The sequence below is a fragment of the Micromonospora terminaliae genome (assembly GCF_009671205.1).
GTDB lineage: Bacteria > Actinomycetota > Actinomycetes > Mycobacteriales > Micromonosporaceae > Micromonospora > Micromonospora terminaliae.
Genome location: NZ_CP045309.1, coordinates 5,314,576 through 5,338,527 on the forward strand (window position 1 = coordinate 5,314,576; position 23,952 = coordinate 5,338,527).

The window sequence follows — 23,952 nt, forward strand, 5'->3', positions numbered from 1 at the left end:
TCTCACACACCAGATTCTCGGTAACAGCGGGTCGGCCCGGGCCGGGAGAGAGAGCCCGGCCCGGGCCGATTCCGCGTACGGCGTCAGCGGTCAGTGGCGCTTCAGCCGACGCTGACGGTGTTGAACCGCTCGTCGGTCAGGGGGCTGGCGACCAGACCCTTGACGTCCTTGGTGACCACGATGGCCGGCGGGGCGTGCCAGACCGGCACGGCCGGCAGCCACTTGGCGGCGATGTCGCGGTTGACCTGCTCCCACGCGGCCTTCTTGCCGGCCTCGTCGACCGTCGCGTCGGCCTTGGTGATGGCGTCGAACATCTCGGTCATCGCCTGGTCGCCGAACTCGACCTTGCCGCGGCCGAAGAAGGTGCCGACGAAGTTGCCCGGGTCGTTGTAGTCACCGGTCCAGCCGAGAATGTGCAGGTCGTGCTTGCCGAACTGCTGCACGTCGTCCTTGTAGCCACCGTTCCACGGGCGGGCCACACCGTTGACCTTGATGCCGACGGCCTGCAGGTCGTTGGCCAGGACGGTGAAGATCTCCTGCGGGTTCGGCATGTACGGCCGGGAGACGTCGGTCGGGTAGTAGAAGTTGAGCGTCAGGTTCTCGGCGCCCGCCTCCTTGAGCAGCTGCTTGGCCTTGTCGACGTTGTAGTCGTACTTCTGCACGTCCGAGGCGTAGCCGAGCACGGTGTCCGGCATGAACTCGTCGGCGACCTTGGTGCCACCCGGGCCCTTGGTCTGGACGAGCGCCTGACGGTTGAGGGCGTAGGCGATCGCCTGGCGCACCCGCAGGTCCTTCAGCTTCGGGTTCTTCTGGTTGAAGCCGAGGTAGAGGATGTTGAACGCCGGGCGGTCGAGAACCTGGAAGCCCTCGCCCGCGAGCGCCTTCCGGTCGGCCGGGGCCGGGAAGTCGATGCCCTGGACGGTGCCCGCCCGCAGCTCCTGCTTACGGGTGTTCTCGTCCTCAATGATCTTGATGACGAGCTTGTCGACCTTGGCCTTCTCGCCCCAGTAGTCGGGGTTCCGGTTCAGGGTGATCTCACCCTTGGCCTTGTCCCAACCGCCGAAGGTGAAGGGGCCGGTGCCCACCGGGTGCTCGTTGGCGAACGCGCTGTACTCGAACGAGTCGCCGTTCTGCTTCACGGTGTCAGCGTCGTACTTCTTCAGCGCCTCGGGGCTGGCGATCGACAGCGCGGTCAGCGCGAAGGCGCCGGGGAAGGCGCCCTTGTACCGGTTCATCGTGACGACGGCGGTGCCGTCGTCCTTCGCCTCGCACTTGTTGTAGACCGGCTCGCCCACGCCCTCGGCCTCGTTCTTGGCGAAGCCGCCGAAGACGTCCGAGTAGTAGATCATCTGCGACTGGGCGGCGGCACCCTTCATGTTGAACCAGCGGTCGAAGTTGAAGCAGACCGCGGCGGCGTTGAAGGGGGTGCCGTCGTGGAACTTCACGTTCTTGCGCAGGTGGAAGGTCCAGACCTTGCCCTCGGGGTCGTGCTCCCAGCTCTCCGCCAGAGCGCCCTGCAGATCGGCCGTGCCCGGCTTGTTCTGCACGAGGGTGTCGTACATCTGCCGGATCGGCCGGAAGGACTCGCCGTCGTCGTTGAAGATCGGGTCGAAGTTCTTCGGGTTACCGGCGCCCGCGAAGACGAAGGTGCCGCCGGTCTTCGCCGCACCGCTGTCGTCGTCGCGCTCGCTCTTGGCGCAGCCGGACGCTCCGACCGCCAGAGCGGCGGCGGCCGCGAGGGCCACGGCCGCTTTAAGCCTGCTCGCCTGCATCTCTCACCTCTGTCATGCGCATGTGTTCACGCCGAGCTGTGACTCAGTCCGTGTGCGGGAGGCTATGACACGACACACAAGATGCGGAACGCCCGCGAGGCAATCGCTACCAAGCCGACACCAAGTGGCCGGGTCTGACAGCCCGCGATCTCCCGACAAACAGGACTGTCACAGCCATGAGCAGATAGTGGGACCGGACGGATCACCGCAAAACGGGGCAGTCGTCCGCCGACCGACGAGCACGTGGCGAATCGCACCCGTCCCACATTGCGGATGCCGGAACGACGCCGGCCGGCCCCCGCAAGGGGACCGGCCGGCCTGGTCGTCGCTCCGGTCAGATCGCCCTGCGGCCCTCGAACGCGCGGCCCAGGGTGATCTCGTCGGCGTACTCGAGGTCGCCACCGACCGGCAAGCCGCTGGCCAGCCGGGTCACCGCGATGCCCATCGGCTTCACCATGAGCGCCAGATAGGTCGCGGTCGCCTCGCCCTCGGTGTTCGGGTCGGTGGCGAGGATCAGCTCGCGGACCGTGCCCCCGCCCAGCCGGGTCATCAGCTCCCGGATCCGCAGGTTGTCCGGGCCGATGCCCTCCAGCGGATTGATGGCGCCGCCGAGCACGTGGTAGCGGCCACGGAACTCGCCGGTCCGCTCGATCGCCACGACGTCCTTCGGCTCCTCGACCACGCAGAGCACCTCGTCGGTGCGCCGCGGGTCACGGCAGATCCGGCACTGCTCCGACTCGGCCACGTTGTAGCAGGTCGTGCAGAACCGCACCAGGTCCTTGACCTTGCGCAGCGCACCGGCCAGCCGGTTGACGTCGGCGGGGTCCGCCGAGAGGACGTGGAACGCGATCCGCTGGGCGCTCTTCGGGCCCACGCCCGGCAGCCGGCCCAGCTCGTCGATCAGGTCCTGGATGGCACCCTCGTACATCTGCCGGCTCAGAACCCGGGCAGGCCGAGGCCGCCCATCCCGCCCGCGACCGGGCCCATCTTCTTCTCGGTCAGCTCCCGGGCCGCCTCGGCGGCGTTGTGCACGGCGGCGACGACCAGGTCCTCCAGCGTCTCCACGTCCTCCGGGTCGACCGCCTTCGGGTCGATCTTGATCGCCTTCAGCTCACCGGTGCCCGCGACGGTGGCGGTGACCAGGCCACCACCGGCGGTGCCGGTCAGCTCGGCCTCGGCCAGCTCGGCCTGGGCCTTGGCGATCTGCTGCTGCATCTTCTGCGCCTGCTTCAGCATCTGCTGCATGTTCGGCTGTCCACCTGGGCGCACGGATGGCTCCTTCTCGCACTCGTCTGATCGGCCGCGCCCAGCCTAGTCGGGCGGCGGCACTGCTCCTCGGCGGTCGACGCGCGCTACCGCGCGTCCACCTCGTTGATCTTCTCGGCCCCGAACGCCTCGCGGAGGAGCTGCACCGCCTGCTCCTCGCTGGACTGCCGGGCGGTCCGCTCGTCGATCACGTCGTCGAGCGGCTCGTCGCCCGGATCGAAGCCCTCGTAGGCGGGTGCCGCCGGGGCCGGCGCCGCCGACCGGTTGCCGACCGGCCCGTCGTAGTCGGGGTCGTAGGGCGGCTCACCGGCCCAGTCGGCGTCGGCGGTCTTCCGGGCCGCCTGCGCCGCCCGGGGACCCTTGCCGGGGCCACCACCGGCGGCGGCCGCCGCCGCAGCCGCCCGGGCCGCCGCGATCGCGCTGTTCTTCGGCGTGCCACCGCCCGCCGGGGTGCCCGCCGGTCCGGCCGGCTTCGGTACGACGGGCGCGGTGCCGCCCGCCGCGGTGGCGACCGTTGTCGTCGCGGTCGTCTCGGTCGTCGCGGTCGCCGAGATGGCAGCCGTGGTTCTGGCTGCCGCGCCACCCGGACGGGCGGCCTCGGGCCAGTCGTCAGCGTCGGCGGCAGCCGTCGGGGCAGCGCCGTCACCGGTCGGCTGGCCGGCGCCTCCCGGTCGGGCCGGCTCCGGCCAGTCCTCCTCGTCGTCGTCCCCGCCAGCAGCCGTCCCAGGTGTGGACGGGCCGGACGGCCGGCGGGCGGGACCGCCGGACGGCGCCGACGCGCGGGCGGCCCCACCGGACGGGCCGGGGTTCCCGGCCGAGCCGCCGACAGGGTTCGCCGCGGAGCCGGACGGGCCGGCGTCGTTTGCGGGCCGCCCCCCGGACTGGTTTGCGGAAGCACCGGGCCGCCCCCCGGCCTGGTTCCCGGAAGCACCGGACGGGCCGGCCATGTCCCCGGGCCGGCCCCCCACGTGGCTCCCCGGTGCGCCGGACGAGCCGGCGGTCCGGGTCGGGCCCGCGGCGGCTGGTGCCGCATCCGCGCTGTCCGGGCCGGCCGCCGGGCGTGCCGGGGTGGCCTCCGGCGCCGGACGGGACGAGCCCGAGGGCCGGGCCGGGCCGCCGAGCGAGGCCGCACCCCGCTCGCCGGCCACCTCGCACCGGATCTGCCAGCGGCCGCCCAGCTCCTCGTAGAGCGCGTCGGTCAGCACGGCGGCGTGGTCGGCCATCATCTTGGCCAGCACCGTCGACTTCACGGTCAGCACCAGCGTGTCGCCGTCCAGGTCGCGGACCACCGCGTCCCGCATCAGCGCCGCGATCCGCTTGTTGCTCCGGTTGACCTTGCCGACCACCTCGGGCCAGACCCGGCGCACCGCGACGGCGTCCAGAGCGCCGGCCGGGGCCGCACCGGGGCGCGGCGGCTCGGGGGTGGCCGGATCGGGCAGCACCGCCGAGGCCGGGACCGGCCGCCGGGCCGCGCCGGAGGTCGCACCGCCGGCCGTCGAGCCGCCAGCCGTCGAGCCACCCGACGCCGGACCGCCGGACGCCGGGTCGGTCGGGCCCGGGGCGGGCCGGGCCCGACCGGAGCTGTCCGCGGGACGGACACCCGGACCGGGCTGGGCGGGACCGCTCTCGGCCGGGTCGGCCGGGCGGGCCGCCGGGGCCGAGCGGGCACCGGCCGCCGCGGCGGCGGCGCGGGCGGCGGCCGCCCCGGTCGGGGCACCGGCAGCCGCCGGCGTGCCGGCGGTCTCCGGGTCGGGCGCGGCGGCAGCCGCGGCCGGGGCGGAAGGCGCCGGGCGTACCCCAGGGGCGGAGCCGACCGGCGCGGAGCCGGCGGCGGCCGGCGGCGGCTCGGCGCCACCCAGGGTGAGCCGGCGTTCCATCCGCTCGAGGCGCTGGAGCAGGCCACCGGACGAGTCGTCCACGCCCGGCAGCAGCATGCGGGCGCAGATCAGCTCGAGCAGCAGCCGGGGCGCGGTGGTGCCGCGCATCTCGACCAGGCCGTTGTGCACGATGTCGGCGCAGCGGGACAGGGTGGCCGGGCCGAGCCGCTGGGCCTGGGCGGCCATCCGCTCGATCTGGTCGTCGGGGCCGTCGATGAGGCCCTTGGCGGCGGCGTCCGGCACCTGCTGCATGACGATCAGGTCGCGCAGCCGTTCCAGCAGGTCGGAGGCGAACCGGCGCGGGTCGTGCCCGGCCTCCGCGACCCGGTCGACGGTGGCGTACGCGGCGGCGCCGTCACCGGCGGCCAGCGCGTCGCACATCTCGTCGATCAGCGCGGAGTCGGTGACGCCGAGCAGCGCGGCGGCCCGGGCGTAGCTGACCCCCTCGGGGCCGGCGCCGGCGATGAGCTGGTCGAGCACGGAGAGACTGTCCCGGGCGCTGCCGCCACCGGCGCGCACCACCAGCGGGAAGACCGCCGGCTCGACCTTGACCCCCTCGGCCTCGGTCAGCTGCTCCAGGTAGGGCCGGAGCACCTTCGGCGGGATGAGCCGGAACGGGTAGTGGTGGGTCCGCGACTTGATCGTGCCGAGGACCTTCTCCGGCTCGGTGGTGGCGAAGATGAACTTGACGTACTCCGGGGGCTCCTCGACCAGCTTGAGCAGGGCGTTGAAGCCGGCCGACGAGACCATGTGCGCCTCGTCGATGACATAGATCTTGAAGCGGCTGCGGGCCGGCGCGAAGAAGGCCTTCTCGCGCAGCTCGCGGGCGTCGTCGACGCCGCCGTGGCTGGCCGCGTCGATCTCGATGACGTCGATCGAGCCGGCGCCGTCGGTGGCCAGCGAGCGGCACGACTCACACTGCCCGCACGGCTCCGGCGTGGGCCCCTGCTCGCAGTTGAGCGAGCGGGCCAGGATGCGGGCGCTGGAGGTCTTGCCGCAGCCGCGGGGGCCGGAGAAGAGGTAGGCGTGGTTGAGCCGCCCGCTGCGCAGCGCCTGCGACAGCGGCTCGGTCACGTGCTCCTGGCCGATGACCTCGGCGAACGTACGGGGCCGGTACTTGCGGTAAAGGGCCAGTGCCACCCGTCCCGCCTCCTCTCGACCGAGCCATTCTGCGCCGGTCGGCCCCGGGTGACCACCCACCACCCCGTGACCTGACCCGCAGGGACGTTACCGGCACCCGGAGACAGAAAGGCCCCCCGTGCACCCGTCAGAGCCCGCTTATCCTTGCTGCCTTCCGGCCCTGGGGAGGTTCACGAGATGCACGCCGCACGGGGGGTGCCGCCTAGCCTACCCGACCCGGGGTGGATCTTCAGGGGGTGGTGGGGTGGCCCGGCGGTCGGGGACCTGTATCCTGGCTCGCGGAGGATTCGCCTAGAGGCCTAGGGCGCACGCTTGGAAAGCGTGTTGGGTTAACACCCTCACGAGTTCGAATCTCGTATCCTCCGCCGTCGACGCAGGGGCCGGCTCTCGCCGTGGGGCCGGCCCTTCGTCGTTCCCTGAGCCGCGCGAACGCCGCGTCTGATCGCCGCCAGACTCGCCGCCCGCCACCGACCAGGCTGGTGGCATGAACGGAGTTCTGGACGGAAAAGTGGCATTGGTGACCGGCGGCAGCCGCGGTATCGGGGCGGCGGTGGCCCTGCGGCTGGCCCGGGAGGGCGCCGACGTGGCACTCACCTACGAGCGGCGGGCCGACCGGGCGGCCGAGCTGGTCGAGCAGATCAAGGCGGTCGGGCGGCGGGCCCTGGCGGTACGGGCCGACAGCGCCGAGCCGGCGGCGGCCCGCGCGGCGGTCGACCGGGTCGCCGGCGAGTTCGGCCGGCTCGACGTGCTGGTCAACAACGCCGGCGTGTTCCTGACCGGCCCGGTGACCGAGCTGGGCCCGGACGAGGTCGAGCGGACCATCGCGGTCAACGTGCGGGCGCCGTTCGTGTTCGCCCAGGCGGCGGTCCGGCACCTGACCGACGGCGGCCGGATCGTGAACATCGGCAGCAACGTGGCCGAGCGGGCCGTGTTCCCCGGTCTCGCCCTCTACTCGATGAGCAAGACCGCCCTGACCGGCCTGACCCGGGGCCTCGCCCGGGAACTGGGCGGCCGGGGGATCACCGCGAACCTGGTCGTCCCCGGGCCGACCGACACCGACGCGAACCCGGCGGACGGGCCGAACGCGGACGTCATCCGCGCCTTCACGGCCCTGGGCCGCTACGCCGACCCGGCGGAGATCGCCGCGGTCGTGGCCTTCCTGGCCGGGCCGGACGGCGGGTACGTGACCGGCGCGACGATCAACGCCGACGGCGGCTTCACGAGCTGACCCCGCGCGACGATCAACGCGGACGGCGGCTTCACGAGCTGACCGGCGACGTGTCCGAGCGCGGGGCGGCGGCCGGCGGCGGGGCGGGACGGGGCCCGCGCAGGGCCCAGCCGGCGAGCAGGAGCGCGCCGGCCGCCCCGGCAAGCTGGATCACCCGGTGGTCGGCGAAGGCCAGCAGGCTCGCGCCGGCCAGCACGGCGAGCGTGCCGGGGCCGAAGGTCAGCGTGTTCACGGTCGCGGAGACCCGCCCCAGCAGCGCGTTGGGTGTCTCCCGCTGGACCGCCGTCCAGACGTTGATCAGCACCAGCGGAGCGCCGACGCCGACCGCCACGGTGCCGGCGGCCACCGGGGCCAGACCGGGCGCGGCCCGCAGCGCGAGGCCGGCGGCCAGGAGCGCGACCGCCACCGCCGTCACCCGCCGGTCGCCGAGCCGGCGCAGCAGCGTCCCGGCGGCCAGTCCACCGACCAGCGAGCCGACGCCCTGCATCGTGCCAAGCACCCCGTTGAACTCCGGCGGCCGGTGCAGACCGTCGTCCACCACGGCGTACGCGAGGGCGCCGTTGAGCCCGATCAGCAGCATGGCGGCGCCGGTGCAGGCGACGAGGTGCCGCAGGGCGGCGTGCCGGCGGAGGTGGCCCAGCCCCTCGGCGAGCTGGCGGGTCCACGGTTCGCGGGGCGGTGGGGCCGTCTCGCGTACCCGGATGAGGGCGAGCAGCAGCGCGGCGAGCGCGAAGGTGGCGGCGTCGAGCAGCACCACGGGATGCCCGCCGTACGCGGCGAAGAGGCCGGCGCCGGCCAGCGGGGCGACCAGCTTCATGCCCTCGTTGACCGTCGTCCGCAGCCCGTTGAAGTCGCCGAGCAACTCGCCGGGGACCACGGCCGGCATTAGCGCCGCCTCGGCCGAGTCGATCAGCACGAAGCTGACCCCGTACGCGACCGTGACCGCGAAGATCAGCCAGACCCGGGTGGCGGAGTCGACCAGCAGCAGCACCGGCAGCAGGGCGGCCATGGCCAGGTGCAGCACGACGAGCAGCGGCCGGCGGGGAAACCGGTCGGCCAGCACCCCGATGAGCGGGGCGACCAGGGTGGGCCCCCAGGTGCCCAGCGTGACCAGCCCGGCCAGGCTGCTCGACCCGGTGAGGTCCTTCACCCAGATCCCGGCCACCAGGAGCATGGCCGCCGTGCCGAAGCCGGACACCAGGACGGCGGCCAGGTAGCGGCCCGCGTCGCGGTTGCCCAGCACTCTGGTCGTACCCCAGCTCATGGCACCTCCCCCGTGCGGTGCCGATTCTGTCCACACCCGACCCCCAAGTCAATGCTTGGGGGTTGGCGCTCCCGTCGGGTGCGGTTCAATGGCGGCCGTGAGCACCACCGATCCGCGCCTGCGCGCGCTGGCCCATCCGGTACGACTGCGCATGCTCTCGCTGCTCTGGAGCGCGCCGCTCTCCGCCGCCGCGCTGGCCCGGGAGCTGGCCATCTCGCACGCCCTGGCCAGCCAGCACCTGCGCCGGCTGGACGCCGCCGGCCTGGTCGAGCTGGCCGACGTGCGCGCCCGGCGCGGCGGCCGGGAACGCCGCTACCGCGCGGTACGCGGCCCCTGGCTCACCGAGCAGCAGGAGGGGCAGCCGCTGCTCGCCGAGTCGCTCGCCCGCAACCTGCTCGACCGGGTGGCCCACCGCGCCCCCGGCACGCCCGGCGTCACCACCGACGCGGAGCTGTGGGTGTCCCCCGACGCCTGGGCGGCGGCGCGCCGCCGGTTGCACGCGATCATGACCGAGCTGCACGACGCCGCCCAGCCGCCGCACGCTCCCGGTACGGTCCGGGTGGGCGCCACCCTCATGGCCTTCGAGATGGCCGACCCGCCGCCGGCCGCCGAGGGCTGACCGGCCGTCGTACACATGTTCCATCCACAGCCTGTGGACGCCGAGGGGAATGGATGAGTTACCAGCTCAGCGCGGTGGTCGCGGACGTCGAGCTGCTCCGCGAGCAGACCGCCGGGCTGGACCACGCGGTCCTCGCCGCGCTCCGCCAGGACTTCGCGCTGCTGCCGGTCACCCCGCAACTGGTCGAGGAGCTGACCGGCCGGCTGCCGGACTTCGCCACCGGCGAGCCGTCGGCGGAACACCCCTTCCACCTCGTCCTCTCGCCCGCCCTGTCGGAGCTGCTCGCCCGCTGGTCCCGGCCGGGGCCGGTGGCGTACCTGGAGGCGGAGTTCACCGGCGGGCTGGGCCACCAGGCTGCGGCGGTCTGGCTGGGCGGCGAGCCGAACTGGGGGCCCTGCTTCGACGACCGGCTGGACCGGCCGCGCGCCGAATGGCCGATCAACGCGGCGCTCGCCCGGCTGGGCGTCGAGCCGGGGCCGTGGATCGACCCGTTCGCCGAACTGGGCCTGCACCTCGAGCGCGAGACGGCCGGCTGGCTGGCGCACGGCCGGCGCGGGCTCTCCGCCGACTACTGGGACGAGCTGGCCGACGAGTGGGAGCTGCGGCAATCCGACCAGCAGCAGCAACCTCCTCGCCCCGGTCCCGTTGGGGACTGGGGGATTGCATGAAACTGCGACAATTCGGATTCATCGCCGCGCTGATGGCGGCCGCCTCGATCGCCGGCAGCGGCGTCCGTCCACAGGGGGCGGACGTGCCGGCCCGGCCGGTCGGCGCCGCCGAGGTGGTGAGCCTCGACGGGCTGGGCAACGCCGCGTTCGGCGCCACCGAGGAGGACCTGACCCGGCGTGGCCTGCTGCGTACGGACGAGGACGCCTGCGGGCCGACGCTGGCCGGGCACGGCTCGGTCAGCCCGATCTTCGTCGACGACCGGCTCGTCCTGCTCTGGCTCGACGACCCCATGAGCACCCCCGAGGGGATCACGGTCGGCACGCCGGTCGACGCGGTGCACGACGCGTACCCGTCGGTGGTCGCCCTCGACGCTCCACAGGGGATGCAGCGGTTCGACGGGCTGCTCGCCCGCAGCGGCGACCGCGCGTACCTCTTCCTCCACGACGGCGCCACGGTCCGGAAGATCATCGCCGGGTACGCGGACTGGGCCCGCCGCCTCTTCGACGAGGGCTACGGCCCCTGCTGACCGGGGCGCGGGTTGTGCGGACACCCGCGCGGACGGTAGAGACGACGCATGCGTCGGGTGGTCATGGTCGGCTTGTCGGTGGTCGTCGTGGCCCTGCTCGGCGTGGCCACGAACGTCGCGACCGGGGCGCTGCCGGCGCGCTGGTCCCCGTACCTATGGTTGGCCTGGCCGCTGGTGCTGCTGCTCGTGGCGGTCCTGGTGCTCATCGAGGTGCAGCGCGGCCGGGAGCCGCGGCGGTCCGGCACCGCCGGCGCGGCGCGGGCCCGCCGGGTGCTGCTGGAACGGGTCCGTCGCTACTGGGTGACCAGCGTCCTCGACCGCTCCCTCTACGAGGAGGCGCGGATCGAGCTGGGCATCGCCGCGACCGCCGACGACCGCCGGCACCCGTGGAGCCTGCAGGCCAGCCACCGGGACGGCTTCACCGGCTCGCTGGACGACCGCACCTCGATGTCGGCGCTGTTCGACCAGCTCGACGAGGCGGTGGTCATCGTCGGCGCACCCGGCGCCGGCAAGACGACCACGCTGCTGGAACTCGCGCGGGACCTGCTCGACCGTGCCGACCACGACCCGGACGCTCCGATCCCGGCGGTGTTCAACCTGTCCTCCTGGGCGACCCTCCGCCGTCCCCTCGACCGGTGGCTGGTCGAGCAGCTCACCGAGCGGTACGGCATCCCAGCGGGGCAGGCGGCCGCCTGGGTGGCGGCCGGGGAGATCCTGCCGCTGCTGGACGGCCTCGACGAGGTCGGCGAGCAGCACCGTGACGAGTGCGCCGAGGCGATCGCCGCGTTCCACCAACGGCAGCCACTCACCCCGATCGCCGTCTGCTGCCGCCAGGCGGAGTACGCCCGGCTCCGGTCGGCGCTGCCCCTCTACGGCACGGTCGCCATCCAGCCGCTGGACCGGTCGCAGATCGGGCGGTACGTGGACCGGCCGGGGCTGGCCGGCCTGCGGGCCGCGCTCGACGCCGACCCCGAGCTGTGGAAGCTCGCCGACTCGCCGCTGATGCTCAGCATCATGGCCCTGGCGTACGCGGACCCGGACGACGCCGGACCTGACCGGGGCGACGCCGGCTCCGGGCGCGAACGGCTCTTCACCCGGTACGTCGACACCATGCTGCGCCGCCGGCCACATCCCCGGTACCGCCCCGAGCGGACCGCCGGCCACCTCGCCACCCTCGCTCGGATGCTGCGCCAACGCGACCAGACGGTCTTCGTGCTGGACATGATCGACGAGTCCTGGTCGGCCCGGCGGCCGGCCGCGTGGCGGACCTCGACGGCGCTCGCCCGGCTGCTCGGCTGCGCCGCGCTGGCCGCCGTGTTCGTCGCGGCGGGCTGGGCGCTGGGCCCGGTGACCGGGCTCGTGGTCGCCGGCGGCCTGCTGGGGCTGGCCGTGCTCATGCACACCGTCAACTACGCCGACCTGTTCGAGCTGACCTCGACCATCCGGGACCGCGACGAACGGCGACCGGAGAGCTGGGCGGCCGCCTGGACGGCGAGCGTCGCCGAGCTGGAACGGCTCATCCAGGTCGCGGCGCTCGTCGCGGGCGTGGCCGTCGGCGTGCTCATCGGCTGGTTCGCCCCCGGCGGGCCGAGCTGGGCCGCCGGCCTCGGCTACGGCGGCGGGTTCTTCCTCGCCACGGTGATCGCCCTGATCGCCCTTGACAGCACCCAGGTGCGGCTCCGGTTCCGGCCGCTGCCGCCCGACGCGGGCCGCCGTGAGCTGCCGAGCCCGCTCCTGCGGCAACGGTTGACCGTCATGGCGGCCGATCTCGTGGCGCTCGGCGTCATGGTCGGCGTGCTCGGCTTCGTGCCGGTCGCGCTGGCCCGGGGGACGGCCGAGGCGCTCCGCTTCGCGGTGCTGCTCGGCGGGGGGACGGCACTCGCGCTGTTCACCGTGGTCGCGTTAACCCCGATGGTCGAGCAGACCCTGGTCCGGCGGCGACTCGCCCGGGAGGGCCTGGTGCCGTACCCGCTGCTGCCGTTCCTCGACCACGCGGTGCAGTGCCTCTTCCTGCGCCAGGTCGGCGACGGCTACATCTTCGTGCACCGGCAACTGCTGGATCACTTCGCCGAGCGCGCCGAGGCCGGCAGGCCGATCCCGCGGCTCCGCGCCACGCAGGCCCGGAGGGAGAACATACGGCGAAGCGCCCGGGATGTCCCGGGCGCTTCGACGGTTGGCGGTGGCGGCGGGATTTGAACCCGCGGAGGGCGTAAACCCTCACACGCTTTCGAGGCGTGCTCCTTAGGCCACTCGGACACGCCACCGCCGAGTAGGGTACAGGACCACGGGTCTGGACGCCGAACCGGTATCCCCCGACCCGGCCTGGCAGGATCCTTGCCATGAGTACGCACATCGGCGCTGAGCCGGGAGAGATCGCCGAGCGGGTCCTGATGCCGGGCGACCCGCTGCGGGCCAAGTGGATCGCGGAGACCTACCTCGAGGACGCCCGCTGCTACACGACGGTTCGCGGCATGCTGGGCTTCACCGGCCGCTGGAACGGCGTCGAGGTCTCCGTCCAGGGCTCCGGCATGGGCATGCCGTCCGCCTCCATCTACGCCCACGAGCTGATCAACGAGTACGGCGTGAAGACGCTGATCCGGGTCGGTTCGTGCGGCGCCCTGACCGAGGACCTCCAGCTGCGCGACGTGGTGGCGGCGATCGGCTCGTCCACCGACTCGAACATGAACCGGATGCGGTTCGACGGCTTGATCGACTACGCCCCGGTGGCCGATTTCGGGCTGCTGCGTACCTCGGTCGAGGTGGCCGAGCGGCGCGGCATCACCATGCGGGTCGGGCCGATCCTGGCGGCGGACGCCTTCTACACCGACCGGCCGGACCTCTACGACGCCCTCGCCGACTACGGAGTGCTCGCGGTGGAGATGGAGTCGGCGGCGCTCTACACGATCGCGGCCCGGTTCAAGGCCCGTGCGCTGACGGTCCTGACCGTCAGCGACCACATCAAGACCGGCGAGAAGACCACGTCGCAGGAGCGCGAGCAGACCTTCGGCCAGATGGTCGAGATCGCCCTCGACACCGTCATCGCCTGACCCGGCCCTGGTCCGCCCCGCCACCGCCCAGGTGGCGGGGCGGTCGCGTTACCGGGGTCACACAAAATAAGCACGACCGGTCGGTCTTTTTCTCGCTACGCTGCTCGCATGACCATCGACGGCCGGGTCGCCCGCGGCGACCGCACCCGCACCGCGGTGCTGGACACCGCCGTGGCGCTGGCCACCGAGGTCGGCCTGGACGGCCTCTCCCTCGCCCAGCTCGCCGACCGGCTCGGGGTCAGCAAGTCCGGCCTCTTCGCGCACTGGCGCTCCAAGGAGGCACTGCAACTCGCCACCGTCGACCGGGCCGTGGCGCAGTGGGAGGAGCGCATCGTGGCCCCGGCCCTGCGCGCCCCCCGGGGCGTCCGCCGGCTGCGCGCGCTGCACGAGGCCCGGATCGAGTTCTACGCCGCCCGCGTCCTCCCCGGCGGCTGCTTCTTCGCCAACACCGAGTTCGAGTACAACGCCCGCCCCGGCCCGGTCCGCGACCGGCTCGCCGAGGCGTTCGGCCGGTGGACCACGTTCCTCGAACGCCTCGTGCAGGAGGCCGTCGACCTCGGCGAACTCCCCGCCGGCCTGGACGTGCCGCTGCTGGCGTACGAGATCGACGCGCTGGGGATCAGCGCCGTCATGCGGTCCCGGATGCTCGACCCGGACGCCACCTACCGGCACGCCCGCCAGGGCCTGCTGAACCGGCTACGGGCGCTCTGCCCCGACCCGGCCCTGCTACCGGAAGGCCAGTCATGAGCCAGCAGTTCGGGCACGTCGAGCACGTCCCGGTGCACTTCGACGACCTCGACGCCATGGGCATCCTGCACAACGCCCGCTACGCGGTGCTGCTGGAGCGCGCCCTGACGCCCTACTGGGCCGAGCGCGGCGTGGCCTTCCGCGGCGACGTGCACGCCGCCCCCGACGTGTTCCACGCCGTCCGGGAGTTCACCATCACCTACCGCGCCCCGGTCACCGGGGTCGGTCCGGTGGCGGTGCACTTCTGGCTGGAGCACTTCGGCACCAGCAGCGCCCGCTACGCCTTCGAGTTCCGCTCGGTCGACGGCGGCGTCCTGCACGCCGACGGCACCCGGTCGATCGTCCGGCTGGACCCCGCCACGCTGCGCCCGACCGCGTGGACGGACGCGGCCCGCGCCGTCGCCGAGACCCTGCTCCGCCCGGCGCCGGCCGCGGTCTGAGCGGGCACGGTCAGCGGAAGAAGGCGCGCAGCAGGGCGGCGCTCTCCGCCTCCCGCACCCCGCCGTACACCTCGGGGCGGTGGGTGAGGCGGCGGTCGCGCAGCACGTCCCAGAGCGAGCCGACCGCGCCCGTCTTCGGCTCCCACGCGCCGAAGACCACCGTCGAGATCCGGGCCAGCGCGATGGCGCCCGCGCACATCGTGCACGGCTCCAGGGACACCACCAGGGTGCAGCCCTCCAGCCGCCAGCGGCCCAGCCGCTCGGCGGCCCGGCGCAGCGCCAGCACCTCGGCGTGCGCGGTCGGGTCGCCGGTGAGCTCCCGCTCGTTGCGGCCGATCGCCAGTTCGGCGCCGTCGGGGCCGTAGACCACGGCGCCGACCGGGACGTCCTCGACGGCGTCCTCGCCGTCGCCGGGGACCCCGTCCGGGCCGGTCACCGCCACCTCCAGGGCCCGGCGCATCCACAGCTCGTGGCGCTGCCGCCGGCCCACGCCGTCCGGCTCGGCCAGGCCCTCGTCCGCGCCGGGACCGACCCGCGCCGGCCGCCCCGGGGTGGGCTGCCCCGGGCGTACGGTCTCCAGCGCCGGATCGGTGGCGTCGGCCGGCTCGGCCCCGCCGGTCCACACCGGGCCGGGCGGCTCAGACCTCACGCAGCTCCTCGACCTCGTCGGCGCAGCCGAGCACCTGGCAGACCTCGGCGGTGACGTCGGCCGGCATCATCCCCTCGTGGCCGCAGAGCGCGAGCAGCTTCGGCGCCGGGATGCCCAGGTCGGCGAGGATGTCGGCGTCGCCCACCGGGTCGGCCTCCGGGTCCACGGCCGGCTGCTCGGTCTCCTCGTCGCCGGCGGCGGCCGGCCGCGGCTCGTCGGCGTCCTCCAGCCCGGTCACCGAGGTCTTCAGGTCCCCGACCAGCAGCGCGCCCAGCCGGGACTCCTCGGCGTACGCCGAGTCGGAGCCGAAGACCCGCAGGTCCTCGCCCTCGTCCAGCCGCAGGATCACCAGGTACGTGTCGTCCGCCTCGACGAACATCAGGGAGAGGTCGGCGTCCGGCTCGACGTCGCGCATGCGGTCGGCCACCTCCTCGATGTCGGTGACCCCCCGCAGGCTCACCTCCTCGGCGGTCCAGGCGCCCTCGACGCGCGCCACGGCAGCAGCGAAGTACGACACGGTCCCCCCAAATTGGCCTCGGCAGCACGCCGACTCGTCACGCGATGCACGTTAACCGGTCGGGTCGGCAGGCGACCGGTCAACGCCCCGAAGGGCCGGCCGATCCGGGAGAAAGTCGGTCAGCCGGCGATGCGCCGGCGGGTCGCGATGAGTTCGCGCAGGCGCTCGGAGTGGGCCCGCTGCTGCGGCCGCTCCCGCTGCCGCACGGTGCGGGCACCGGCCAACTCGGCGAGGAGCTGCAGGCGACGGCGGCTCCGCTCGGGGTCGAGCCGCGGCGGGGTGATCCAGGCCATACCGCGAGCGTGAACCGTCACCGCGCGTACGTCAAGACGGTCTTCGCTACGCAGCGGAACCGGCACGCACCGTCACCAGAGCGGCCAGTCGCCGCTCTGCGCCCAGCGCACCGCGACGATCGCCGCGGCGATGCTCCAGCCACCCGCCGTGACGATGGCGACCCCGGTGGCCACCCCACGGTCGCCGAGGCGGACCAGCACGGCGGCGGCCAGCCAGGCCAGCCCGCCGGCGAGCAGCGTCCACCAGGCGTAGCCGGGCACGTCCCGCCCGAGCAGGCCGAACAGCAGCAACCAGGCGAACGCGGTGACCGCGCCGATCGCGACACCAGGCCCGGTCACCGGGTGCGGCTCGCGGTAGCTGGGCCGCATCGGCGCGCCGGACGGGAAGAGCCCCGACGGCGTACGCGGCAGCGGGCGCACCGGCCCCGCCCCGGGTTCCCCGGCCACGCCGTGCCACCCGTTCGTCACCGTTGCCCCCTTCACGGACCGTAGACGTATCGAGGTCACGCAGAGCGACGGCCCCGGACCGGGTGCGTCGCAGCGTTCGTCCCTACGGTAGTGGTCTGCCAGGATGGCCGGATGCGCTCGCCATCGATCGGACGCCGCGCGCGTCCGGCGTACCCGGTCCTGCTGCTCGTGGCGGCGCTGGCCGCCGGGTGCGCCCCGGACGCCGGCCCGACGGCGGAACCGGGCAGCTCGTGGCAGGGCCCGACCGCGGTGGCCAGCAGCGCGCAGCCCGCCCAGCCGACCGGACCCGTCGCCTCGCCCACGCCGTCCCCGGCACCGAGCCGCACCGGGTCGCCGCACGTCTTCCCGGTCCGCGCCGGCAACGTCGACTACCACCCCACCCACTCCGCGTACCCGGGGACGGACATCTTCGCCGACTGCGGCGAGCCGGTGGTGGCGGTTACCGACGGCGTGATCCTGGAGGTGAGCCGGGTGGACCGGTTCAGCAAGCGGGGGCCGCTCGGGCCGAACAACGGCGGGCTGTCGGTGTCGCTGCTCGGCGACGACGGGGTCCGCTACTACGGGTCGCACCTGAGCGCGATCGCCACGGGCGTCGACGCCGGCGTCCGCGTCCGGGCCGGTCAGCAGCTCGGGAAGGTGGGCCACACCGGGAACGCCAACAACGTCTGCCACCTGCATTTCGGTCTGTCCCCGAAGTGCACGGGCCACGACGACTGGTGGATCCGGCGGGGCGTCGTCTGGCCGGCGAAGTACCTCGACTCGTGGCGCAAGCGGGGCAACCGCTCCCCGGCCGCCGAGGTGGCCGCGTGGCAGCGCCGGCACGGCTGCCCGAAGGCGCCGAGCGGCTCCGCCGCGGCCGGCTGACCGGCGTCCACTCCCGACACCGTGGTGAGAGCGCGCGGCGGGCGGCGCGGGCGCGTAGGTTGCAGGGCATGACTGCCCGGGACCCCATCGCCGACCTGCGGCGGATCGCGTTCCTGCTGGAACGGGCGAACGAGGCCACCTACCGGGTCCGGGCCTTCCGGTCGGCGGCCAACGCGCTCGGCGCGCTGCCGGCCGGCGAGGTGGCCGAGCGGGCTCGCACCGGCAAGCTCACCGAGTTGTCCGGGGTCGGCGACGTCACGGCCCGGTGCGTGGTCGAGTCGCTGGCCGGCGAGGAACCCGTCTACCTCCGCCGCCTGGTCGCCACCGAGGGCACCGACCTGGACGAGGCCGCGGCAAAGCTGCGGGACGCGCTGCGCGGCGACTGCCACACCCACTCGGACTGGTCCGACGGCGGCTCACCGATCGAGGAGATGGCCCTGGCGGCCGTCGAGCTGGGCCACGAGTACATGGTGCTCACCGACCACTCGCCCCGGCTGAAGGTGGCCCGGGGCCTCACCGCGGAGCGGCTGCGCAAGCAGCTCGACCACGTGGCCGCGGTGAACGAGGCGCTGCCGAAGGGCTTCCGCATCCTCACCGGCATCGAGGTGGACATCCTGGCCGACGGCTCGCTGGACCAGGACGAGGAGCTGCTGGCCCGGCTCGACGTGGTGGTCGGCTCGGTGCACAGCGGCCTCAACGACGACCGGGCGAAGATGACCCGCCGGATGCTGGCCGCCGTCGCCAACCCGAACCTGGACATCCTGGGCCACTGCACCGGGCGGATGGTCTCCTCCCGCCCGGCGGGGGTGACCGGCCCGGGCGACCGGGGGCACCGGGCGCGTACGCGCAAGGAGAGCGACTTCGACGCCGAGGCGGTCTTCGCGGCCTGCGCGGAGCACGACGTGGCCGTCGAGATCAACTCGCGGCCCGAGCGGCAGGACCCGCCGAAGCGGCTCATCCGCCGCGCGCTGGAGGCCGGCTGCCGGTTCGCCATCAACACCGACGCGCACGCACCCGGCCAGCTCGACTGGCAGCGCTTCGGCTGCGAACGGGCCGCGCTCTGCGGCGTGCCGGCCAACAAGGTGGTCAACACCTGGAAGGCCGACCGCCTCGTGAAGTGGACGGCCGGACGCGGCTGACCGGCCGCCCCCGGCGGGGCGCTGAACCCGTCACCCCGCCGAGCGGCGGTCAGCGACCGGCCGGCACGGCCGCAGAGGCGGCCGGGGCGGGGGCTTCCACCGGCCGGCGCCGGCCGAGCATCCCCTGTGCGACGGCCACTCCCACCAGCACGATCAGCGCGCCCACCGGCTGGTGCCAGTTCATCCGCTCGCCGAGCACCACCGCGCCGACCAGCACCGCGAACACCGGGATCAGGTACGTGACGGTGGACGCCGTGCTCGCACCGGCGAGCCGGATGTTGCGCAGGTTGATCACGAAGGCCAGCCCGGTGCCGAGCGCGCCGAGCGCCAGCACGGACGCCACCACCTTCGCGGACAGCCCGGTCGGCACCGGCGGCGCGCCCGCCACCAGCGGCGCCACCACCGCGAGCTGCGCGGTCGCCACCAGCAACTGCGCGGCCGAGAGCGACAGCCCGGAGTACGCGCTGCCGGCGATGAACTTCTTCTGGTACGGGATCGCCACCCCGTAGCAGGCGGCCGCCCCGAGGCACATGAGCTGGCCGATGAAGTGCGAACCGCCCACGCCCTCCCAGACGCCGAGCACCACGAGCACGCCGGCGAAGCCCAGCCCCAGCCCGACCGCGCGGCGCACGGTCAGCCGCTCGGTGCGGAACACCAGCACCGCCAGCGGCAGCACGATCAGCGGCGTGGTGGCGTTCCAGATGCCGGCGAGCATCGACTCGACCCGCTGCTCGCCGAAGCCGAACAGGGTGAACGGCAGTGCGACGCCGAAGGCGGCGACCACCACGAGGTGCGCCCAGACCCGGGGCTCGCGGGGCAGCCGGTCACGCAGGACGGCCAGCACCACCAGCAGCGTGGCCGCGCCGGTGGCCACGCGGTAGAGGGTGAGGTGCAGCGGGTGCAGCTCGGCCACCCCCACCTTGATGAAGAGGAAGCTGGAACCCCAGATCACGCCGAGTGCGAGGAACCCGGGGAGCCAACTGCGCACCGGCGCACGGTCAGGAGTCATATCCGCTGTCACCCCTGACACTCTGCCGCAGGGGTACGACGAAGTCCCGCGAAAATCGGACGCCGTGTCGACCGCCACAGCCGTTCGGTGACACGGGATCCGCCGGCTTCCTCGAACACGGCAAACACCGTCGACAACGGGGTGGTCCGGTCACGTAGGGTCGCCTCGTGGGACGAATCGATGACCTCGCCAACCGCTACGTGGCCGACTGGGCTCCGCTGAGCCCGACCGGGGCCACCTACGTCGGCATCGCCGGCTACGACGACAAGCTCGACGACCTCTCCCCGGACGGCTACGCGGCCCGCGCCGACCTGACCCGGCGCACGCTGGCCGACCTCGACGTGACCGAGCCGGACACGGAGTCCGAGCGGACCGCCAAGGAGGCGATGCAGGAGCGCCTCGGCCTGGAACTCGCCCGCTACGAGGCCGGCGAGACCAGCAGCGAGGTCAACGTGATCGCCAGCGGGTTGCACGACCTGCGCATGGTCTTCGACCTCATGCCGACCGAGGGCGACGACGCGAAGGCGAACGTGGCCGCGCGGCTCAACGGCTTCGCCGGTGCGCTGGAGGGCTACAAGCGCACGCTGCGCGAGGCGGCGGCGACCGGCCGGGTCAGCTCGCAGGTGCAGCTCGTCGAGGTCGCCAAGCAGTGCGACATCTGGGTCGACCCGAACGGCGACAACTTCTTCCACGGCCTGGCCGAGCGGCTCGGCGCGGACGGCGCGCTCGGCGCCGAGCTGCGCAAGGGCGCCGCCGCCGCCACCGCCGCCACCGCCGAGTTCGGGCAGTTCCTCCGCACCGAGCTGGCCCCGCAGGGCCGGCAGAAGCAGGCCGCCGGCCGGGAGCGCTACGAGCTGGCCTCGCAGTACTTCCTCGGCGCCCGGGTCGACCTCGACGAGACGTACGCGTGGGGTTTCGCCGAGCTGGCCCGCCTCGAGGGTGAGATGCGGGCGGTCGCCGCCCGGATCGTCGGCCCCGGCGCGAGCATCGACGACGCGGTCGCCGCGCTGGACGCGGACCCGGCCCGGACCATCCAGGGCAAGGAGGCGTTCCGCGACTGGATGCAGGCGCTCGCCGACAAGGCGATCAGCGAGCTGCACGGCACCCACTTCGACATCCCGGAGCAGGTGCGCCGGATCGAGTGCTGCCTCGCCCCCACCAGCGACGGGGCCATCTACTACACCGGCCCGAGCGAGGACTTCTCCCGGCCGGGCCGGATGTGGTGGGCGGTGCCGCAGGGCATCACCGACTTCTCCACCTGGCGCGAGGTGACCACGGTTTACCACGAGGGCGTGCCGGGCCACCACCTCCAGGTCGCCCAGACCGCCGTCCGGGCCGACCTGCTCAACCGCTGGCAGCGGCTGCTCTGCTGGGTCTCCGGGCACGGTGAGGGCTGGGCGCTCTACTCCGAGCGGCTGATGGACGAGCTGGGCTACCTGGAGGACCCGGGCGACAAGCTCGGCATGCTCGACGGGCAGGCGTTCCGGGCCGCCCGGGTCATCGTCGACATCGGCATGCACCTGGAGCTGGAGATCCCGGCCGACAACCCGTTCGGCTTCCACCCGGGTGAGCGCTGGACTCCGGAGCTGGGCTGGGAGTTCATGCGCGCGCACTGCCGGGTGCCGGACGAGAACCTGCGCTTCGAGCTGAACCGCTACCTGGGCTGGCCGGGGCAGGCTCCCTCGTACAAGGTGGGCGAGCGGATCTGGCTCCAGGCCCGCGAGGAGGCGAAGGCTCGCAAGGGCGCCGACTTCGACCTCAAGGAGTTCCACCGCCAGGCGCTCGACCTGGGCTCGCTGGGGCTCGACCCGCTGCGCCGGGCGCTGGCCCGGCTCTGACGGACGACGACGGCCGGGCGTCGGAGGTGATCCTCCGGCTCCCGGCCGTTTCGTGTTGCCGTCGGGGTCAGGCGAGGTCGAGCTTGAGGATCGGCCGCGCGGTGAGCGCCTTGGAGTTCTCGTAAGCCAGGTCGATCACCGGGTCGTCGAAGCTGATCGGGATCGGCGAGGTGATCGGGAGGCCGTCCGGGAACGGCAGGTCCGGAGTGAGGGTGATCTTGATGCCGAGCAGGTGGCCGACGAACCGGGTGGCGTAGAAGGCGACGTCACCCTCGACCGTCAGCTTGTCGGTGACGTACCGCTGCTTCTTGCCGGCGGGGCCGTTGGCCAGGAGCGTGAAGTCCTCCGTCACCGCCTTGTCCATGGTGAACTTCAGGCACTTGAGCTTGCCGTCGTGGGTGGGCAGCTCGACGATCCCCTCGAACCGCAGCCCGGTCATGGTCACCTTGGAGCCGGTGAGCTTGGACGGCGGGTCCGCGACGATGGGCTGGTCCGGGTCCGCGGCCAGCTTCGGCAGCGGCTTGCCCGCCTCGACCGGCTTCGGCTTGGTCGGCGCCGGGCTGGCGCAGTCGGCGTCCGGCTCCGCCGGCTTCGTCGTGGCGCTGCCGCTCGGCGTGGCCGTGGCCGTGGCGGTGGCGGTCCCGCTCGGGGTCGCGGTGGTGGTCGCGGTCGCCGCCGGCTCGGCCGCCGCCGCGGCCGCCGGGGCGGACGACGAGGCGCTCGGGCTGGGCGACGGCTCGGCGTCGTCGCCCCCGGTGAACAGGTCGGTGATGCCGTCGACGATGTCGGTCAGCAGGTTGCCGTCCGAGTCCTTCTGCTCCTCGGCCGGCTGCTCCTCGGCCGGCGTGGTGCTCGGGCTGGCGGACGGTGAGGGCGAGGCCGAGGCGGACGCGCTCGCGGCCGGAGCCGTGGCGGTCGGGCACGCGGCCGGCGCGGCCACGGCCGCCTCCTGGCCGCGGAGCGCGAACAGGCCGGCCGCCGAGACGGTGGCGACGACGAACAGGATCGCGTACGCCCTGGGATCCCGGTGGCTGCCGCCCCGCGGCGTGTCCGGCCCGACGGCGGGCAGCACCTGGGTGCTGTCGGTGGCGCCGGGCGGGTCCGCCGGGGCGGCCTCGCGCAGCGGGTTGCGCGGTTCGGGCAGGGTGTCGGTGAGGACCCCCGTGGTCTCGTCCTCGCGCTGCCGGGGCATCAGGTCGTCGACGAGAGCCGGCTCCGCCTCCCCGGCGTCGTCCTCGTCGTCCTCCGCCGGCTCCACGGGCTCTGCGGGCTCGGCTGGCTCGGCGGCCGGCTGCTTCCGCGGCACCCAGGCGAAGCCGAGTGCGCTGCCCACCATGCCGAGCAGCAGGCCGATGAAGAAGCCGCCGAGGTTCACCCCGATCATCGAGTAGAGCGCGGTGATCGCGGCGACCACCGAGTAGAACATCCGCTGCTGCGGGCTGAACCAGAGCAACATGCCGCAGGCGAAGAGGATGGCCGGGATCAGCCAGGAGAGGAAGCCGGTGGGCCCCATCTGGAAGGTGAGGCCGTTGAGGCTCATCTGTGTGGTGCCGAAGATCTCCAGGCCGGCCAGTGCGGTGAAGAGCCCGCCCCAGAACGGCCGCGACCGCCGCCACCGGCGGAAGTCGCGCCACGCCTGGCCGACCCGACCGGGCCGGGCCTGTTGCGTATCGGCGGTTGTCACGTACTCCTCCTGGCGGTGCTGACGGCGTGAGACATGGACGAGGCCCGCGGAGGGCGCCCTCCGCGGGCCTCGACATCAGATCAGAAGCATTCCTTGGCGTCCTTGCCCACGTTGACCTTCAGCTTCAGGCCGTTGAGGGTGAAGACGCCGGCGCTGGTGGACCGGGCCACCTGCTCCAGGTCGGTGATGGTCACGACGTCCGCGCTCTGCCCGAAGCCGCCGGGCTGGCCCTTCTTCGGGTTGAGCTCGTTGGCGTCGCGACCGATCTGGATGTTCTCGAAGGTGGCGTTGCCCTCGAGCGAGTCCATGTCGATCAGCAGGTTCGTGGCGGTCGCCGGGTTGCCGCCGCCACCGGCGTTGATGGTCAGCACGATCGGGATGCCCGGAAGGCTGGCGTTGACCGACTGGCAGAGGTCGTACAGCTTGGCGTCGGCGATCTCCGAGACGGCCACCGGGTGCTGGTTGCCGCTGCTCTTCTCCTGGACCATGCCGCCGTACTGCTTGAAGCCGTTGCCCTCCAGCTTCGAGGCGCCGACCTTGAAGGTCTGGCCAGACACGGCGAACGAGGCCGCGATGGCGCCGTTGGCCATGCCCAGCACCATGCCGCCGGCGACGACGGTGGCGGGCACCATCATGGCCGCGAACCGACGCCAGCGGGTGCCGCCACTCATCTGGCGGTTCTCCGATTCACTCACAAGGTCCTCCTCGACGGGGGTGCGTCACCGGTGCGGATCGCGACGCGGGACGGGGAAAGCTGCGGGGCGGCGCGGGCCCGTTGTGCCGACGGACTGCGCGGTACGCGGATGGATGCTCTCGCGAAGCGACAGACCTCACAAGTCCCTTGCTACTGACGGGTAACACAGTTGTGGTATCAAGATCGCCCACGGTTACCAACG

General features: G+C 73.5%; 22 protein-coding genes, 2 tRNA genes, 1 other RNA gene and 1 pseudogene. 12 read left to right on the top strand and 14 right to left on the bottom strand.

Annotated elements, in window-relative coordinates; genetic code table 11:
- Window positions 1–101: 101 nt before the first annotated feature.
- The 5 genes from GCE86_RS24405 to ffs form a co-directional block, all read right to left on the bottom strand.
- Window positions 102–1,772, bottom strand: coding sequence for an ABC transporter substrate-binding protein (locus GCE86_RS24405; protein ID WP_154229080.1), 1,671 nt, complete (start codon window positions 1,770–1,772; stop codon window positions 102–104).
- 334 nt (window positions 1,773–2,106) lie between these two features.
- On the bottom strand, window positions 2,107–2,700 hold the full coding sequence (recR, locus tag GCE86_RS24410) for a recombination mediator RecR (RefSeq protein WP_154229081.1): 594 nt from the start codon (window positions 2,698–2,700) through the stop codon (window positions 2,107–2,109).
- An 8-nt stretch (window positions 2,701–2,708) separates the two neighbouring features.
- Window positions 2,709–3,017, bottom strand: a complete 309-nt coding sequence (locus GCE86_RS24415) for a YbaB/EbfC family nucleoid-associated protein (protein WP_030502117.1) — start codon at window positions 3,015–3,017, stop codon at window positions 2,709–2,711.
- A 107-nt stretch (window positions 3,018–3,124) separates the two neighbouring features.
- Window positions 3,125–6,055 (bottom strand): DNA polymerase III subunit gamma and tau, encoded by a 2,931-nt coding sequence (locus GCE86_RS24420; RefSeq protein ID WP_154229082.1) that lies wholly within the window; start codon window positions 6,053–6,055, stop codon window positions 3,125–3,127.
- Window positions 6,056–6,162: 107 nt separating this feature from the next.
- An RNA gene (ffs, locus tag GCE86_RS24425) (signal recognition particle sRNA small type) lies at window positions 6,163–6,253 on the bottom strand.
- Between the two features lie 82 nt (window positions 6,254–6,335).
- Between ffs and GCE86_RS24430 the strand changes: the two genes are divergently transcribed.
- Both GCE86_RS24430 and GCE86_RS24435 read left to right on the top strand, forming a co-directional pair.
- Window positions 6,336–6,420, top strand: a tRNA-Ser gene (locus GCE86_RS24430).
- Between the two features lie 119 nt (window positions 6,421–6,539).
- A complete protein-coding gene (locus GCE86_RS24435; protein ID WP_154229083.1) occupies window positions 6,540–7,283 on the top strand; it encodes an SDR family NAD(P)-dependent oxidoreductase in 744 nt (247 codons plus the stop codon).
- A gap of 31 nt (window positions 7,284–7,314) precedes the next feature.
- On the opposite strand, the gene GCE86_RS24440 is transcribed toward GCE86_RS24435, so the two are convergent.
- A complete protein-coding gene (locus GCE86_RS24440; protein ID WP_154229084.1) occupies window positions 7,315–8,547 on the bottom strand; it encodes an MFS transporter in 1,233 nt (410 codons plus the stop codon).
- Between the two features lie 97 nt (window positions 8,548–8,644).
- Between GCE86_RS24440 and GCE86_RS24445 the strand changes: the two genes are divergently transcribed.
- From GCE86_RS24445 to GCE86_RS24460, 4 genes are read left to right on the top strand one after another with little or no spacing between them, the layout of a single operon-like run.
- On the top strand, window positions 8,645–9,166 hold the full coding sequence (locus tag GCE86_RS24445; RefSeq protein WP_244317057.1) for an ArsR/SmtB family transcription factor: 522 nt from the start codon (window positions 8,645–8,647) through the stop codon (window positions 9,164–9,166).
- Between the two features lie 53 nt (window positions 9,167–9,219).
- On the top strand, window positions 9,220–9,834 hold the full coding sequence (locus GCE86_RS24450; RefSeq protein ID WP_154229086.1) for a hypothetical protein: 615 nt from the start codon (window positions 9,220–9,222) through the stop codon (window positions 9,832–9,834).
- Between the two features lie 32 nt (window positions 9,835–9,866).
- A complete protein-coding gene (locus GCE86_RS24455) occupies window positions 9,867–10,361 on the top strand; it encodes a hypothetical protein (protein ID WP_420846513.1) in 495 nt (164 codons plus the stop codon).
- Between the two features lie 48 nt (window positions 10,362–10,409).
- The gene (locus tag GCE86_RS24460) at window positions 10,410–12,557 is read left to right on the top strand and encodes an NACHT domain-containing protein (RefSeq protein WP_154229088.1); all 2,148 of its coding nucleotides are present in this window, start codon (window positions 10,410–10,412) and stop codon (window positions 12,555–12,557) included.
- Here the strand turns inward: GCE86_RS24460 and GCE86_RS24465 are convergent.
- A tRNA-Ser gene (locus GCE86_RS24465) sits at window positions 12,536–12,625 on the bottom strand. The genes GCE86_RS24460 and GCE86_RS24465 overlap by 22 nt on opposite strands.
- Window positions 12,626–12,700: 75 nt before the next feature.
- On the opposite strand from GCE86_RS24465, the gene deoD reads away from it, so the two are divergent.
- The 3 genes from deoD (at window position 12,701) to GCE86_RS24480 (ending at window position 14,595) form a co-directional block, all read left to right on the top strand.
- Window positions 12,701–13,408, top strand: coding sequence for a purine-nucleoside phosphorylase (deoD, locus tag GCE86_RS24470; protein ID WP_154229089.1), 708 nt, complete (start codon window positions 12,701–12,703; stop codon window positions 13,406–13,408).
- A gap of 108 nt (window positions 13,409–13,516) precedes the next feature.
- Entirely contained in the window at window positions 13,517–14,155 is a 639-nt protein-coding gene (locus tag GCE86_RS24475; RefSeq protein ID WP_154229090.1) for a TetR/AcrR family transcriptional regulator, read from the top strand.
- Window positions 14,152–14,595, top strand: a complete 444-nt coding sequence (locus GCE86_RS24480; protein ID WP_154229091.1) for an acyl-CoA thioesterase — start codon at window positions 14,152–14,154, stop codon at window positions 14,593–14,595. Before GCE86_RS24475 ends, GCE86_RS24480 begins: the two co-directional genes overlap by 4 nt.
- Window positions 14,596–14,605: 10 nt before the next feature.
- Here the strand turns inward: GCE86_RS24480 and GCE86_RS24485 are convergent, their stop codons facing one another.
- From GCE86_RS24485 to GCE86_RS24495, 4 genes are all read right to left on the bottom strand, one after another.
- Window positions 14,606–15,055 (bottom strand): nucleoside deaminase, encoded by a 450-nt coding sequence (locus tag GCE86_RS24485; RefSeq protein WP_192580001.1) that lies wholly within the window; start codon window positions 15,053–15,055, stop codon window positions 14,606–14,608.
- A gap of 178 nt (window positions 15,056–15,233) precedes the next feature.
- On the bottom strand, window positions 15,234–15,761 hold the full coding sequence (locus tag GCE86_RS24490) for a tRNA adenosine deaminase-associated protein (RefSeq protein ID WP_154229093.1): 528 nt from the start codon (window positions 15,759–15,761) through the stop codon (window positions 15,234–15,236).
- A 119-nt stretch (window positions 15,762–15,880) separates the two neighbouring features.
- Window positions 15,881–16,054: a hypothetical protein gene (locus GCE86_RS31725; protein ID WP_167537067.1), complete on the bottom strand. Its 174-nt coding sequence runs from the start codon at window positions 16,052–16,054 to the stop codon at window positions 15,881–15,883.
- Between the two features lie 72 nt (window positions 16,055–16,126).
- Window positions 16,127–16,423 carry a hypothetical protein gene (locus GCE86_RS24495; RefSeq protein WP_154230655.1) on the bottom strand — a complete coding sequence of 99 codons (297 nt, stop codon included), beginning with the start codon at window positions 16,421–16,423 and terminating at the stop codon, window positions 16,127–16,129.
- Window positions 16,424–16,633: 210 nt separating this feature from the next.
- Here GCE86_RS24495 and GCE86_RS24500 point away from each other — a divergent pair, with 210 nt between their 5' ends.
- Together GCE86_RS24500 and GCE86_RS24505 are read left to right on the top strand one after the other, a co-directional pair.
- Window positions 16,634–17,386 (top strand): M23 family metallopeptidase, encoded by a 753-nt coding sequence (locus GCE86_RS24500; RefSeq protein WP_154229094.1) that lies wholly within the window; start codon window positions 16,634–16,636, stop codon window positions 17,384–17,386.
- A 68-nt stretch (window positions 17,387–17,454) separates the two neighbouring features.
- A complete protein-coding gene (locus GCE86_RS24505) occupies window positions 17,455–18,525 on the top strand; it encodes a PHP domain-containing protein (protein WP_154229095.1) in 1,071 nt (356 codons plus the stop codon).
- Here the strand turns inward: GCE86_RS24505 and GCE86_RS24510 are convergent.
- Window positions 18,408–19,534: pseudogene (locus tag GCE86_RS24510) on the bottom strand (DMT family transporter); the annotation flags it as partial. The gene GCE86_RS24505 and the pseudogene GCE86_RS24510 sit on opposite strands and share 118 nt — an antisense overlap.
- Before the next feature lie 167 nt (window positions 19,535–19,701).
- Between GCE86_RS24510 and GCE86_RS24515 the strand changes: the two are divergent.
- Window positions 19,702–21,372: a DUF885 domain-containing protein gene (locus tag GCE86_RS24515; RefSeq protein WP_154229097.1), complete on the top strand. Its 1,671-nt coding sequence runs from the start codon at window positions 19,702–19,704 to the stop codon at window positions 21,370–21,372.
- 67 nt (window positions 21,373–21,439) lie between these two features.
- On the opposite strand, the gene GCE86_RS24520 is transcribed toward GCE86_RS24515, so the two are convergent.
- Together GCE86_RS24520 and GCE86_RS24525 are read right to left on the bottom strand one after the other, a co-directional pair.
- Complete coding sequence (locus GCE86_RS24520; RefSeq protein WP_154229098.1) at window positions 21,440–23,056, bottom strand: DUF6114 domain-containing protein; 1,617 nt, start codon at window positions 23,054–23,056, stop codon at window positions 21,440–21,442.
- 80 nt (window positions 23,057–23,136) lie between these two features.
- Complete coding sequence (locus tag GCE86_RS24525; protein ID WP_154230656.1) at window positions 23,137–23,727, bottom strand: DUF6230 family protein; 591 nt, start codon at window positions 23,725–23,727, stop codon at window positions 23,137–23,139.
- Window positions 23,728–23,952 lie beyond the last annotated feature (225 nt).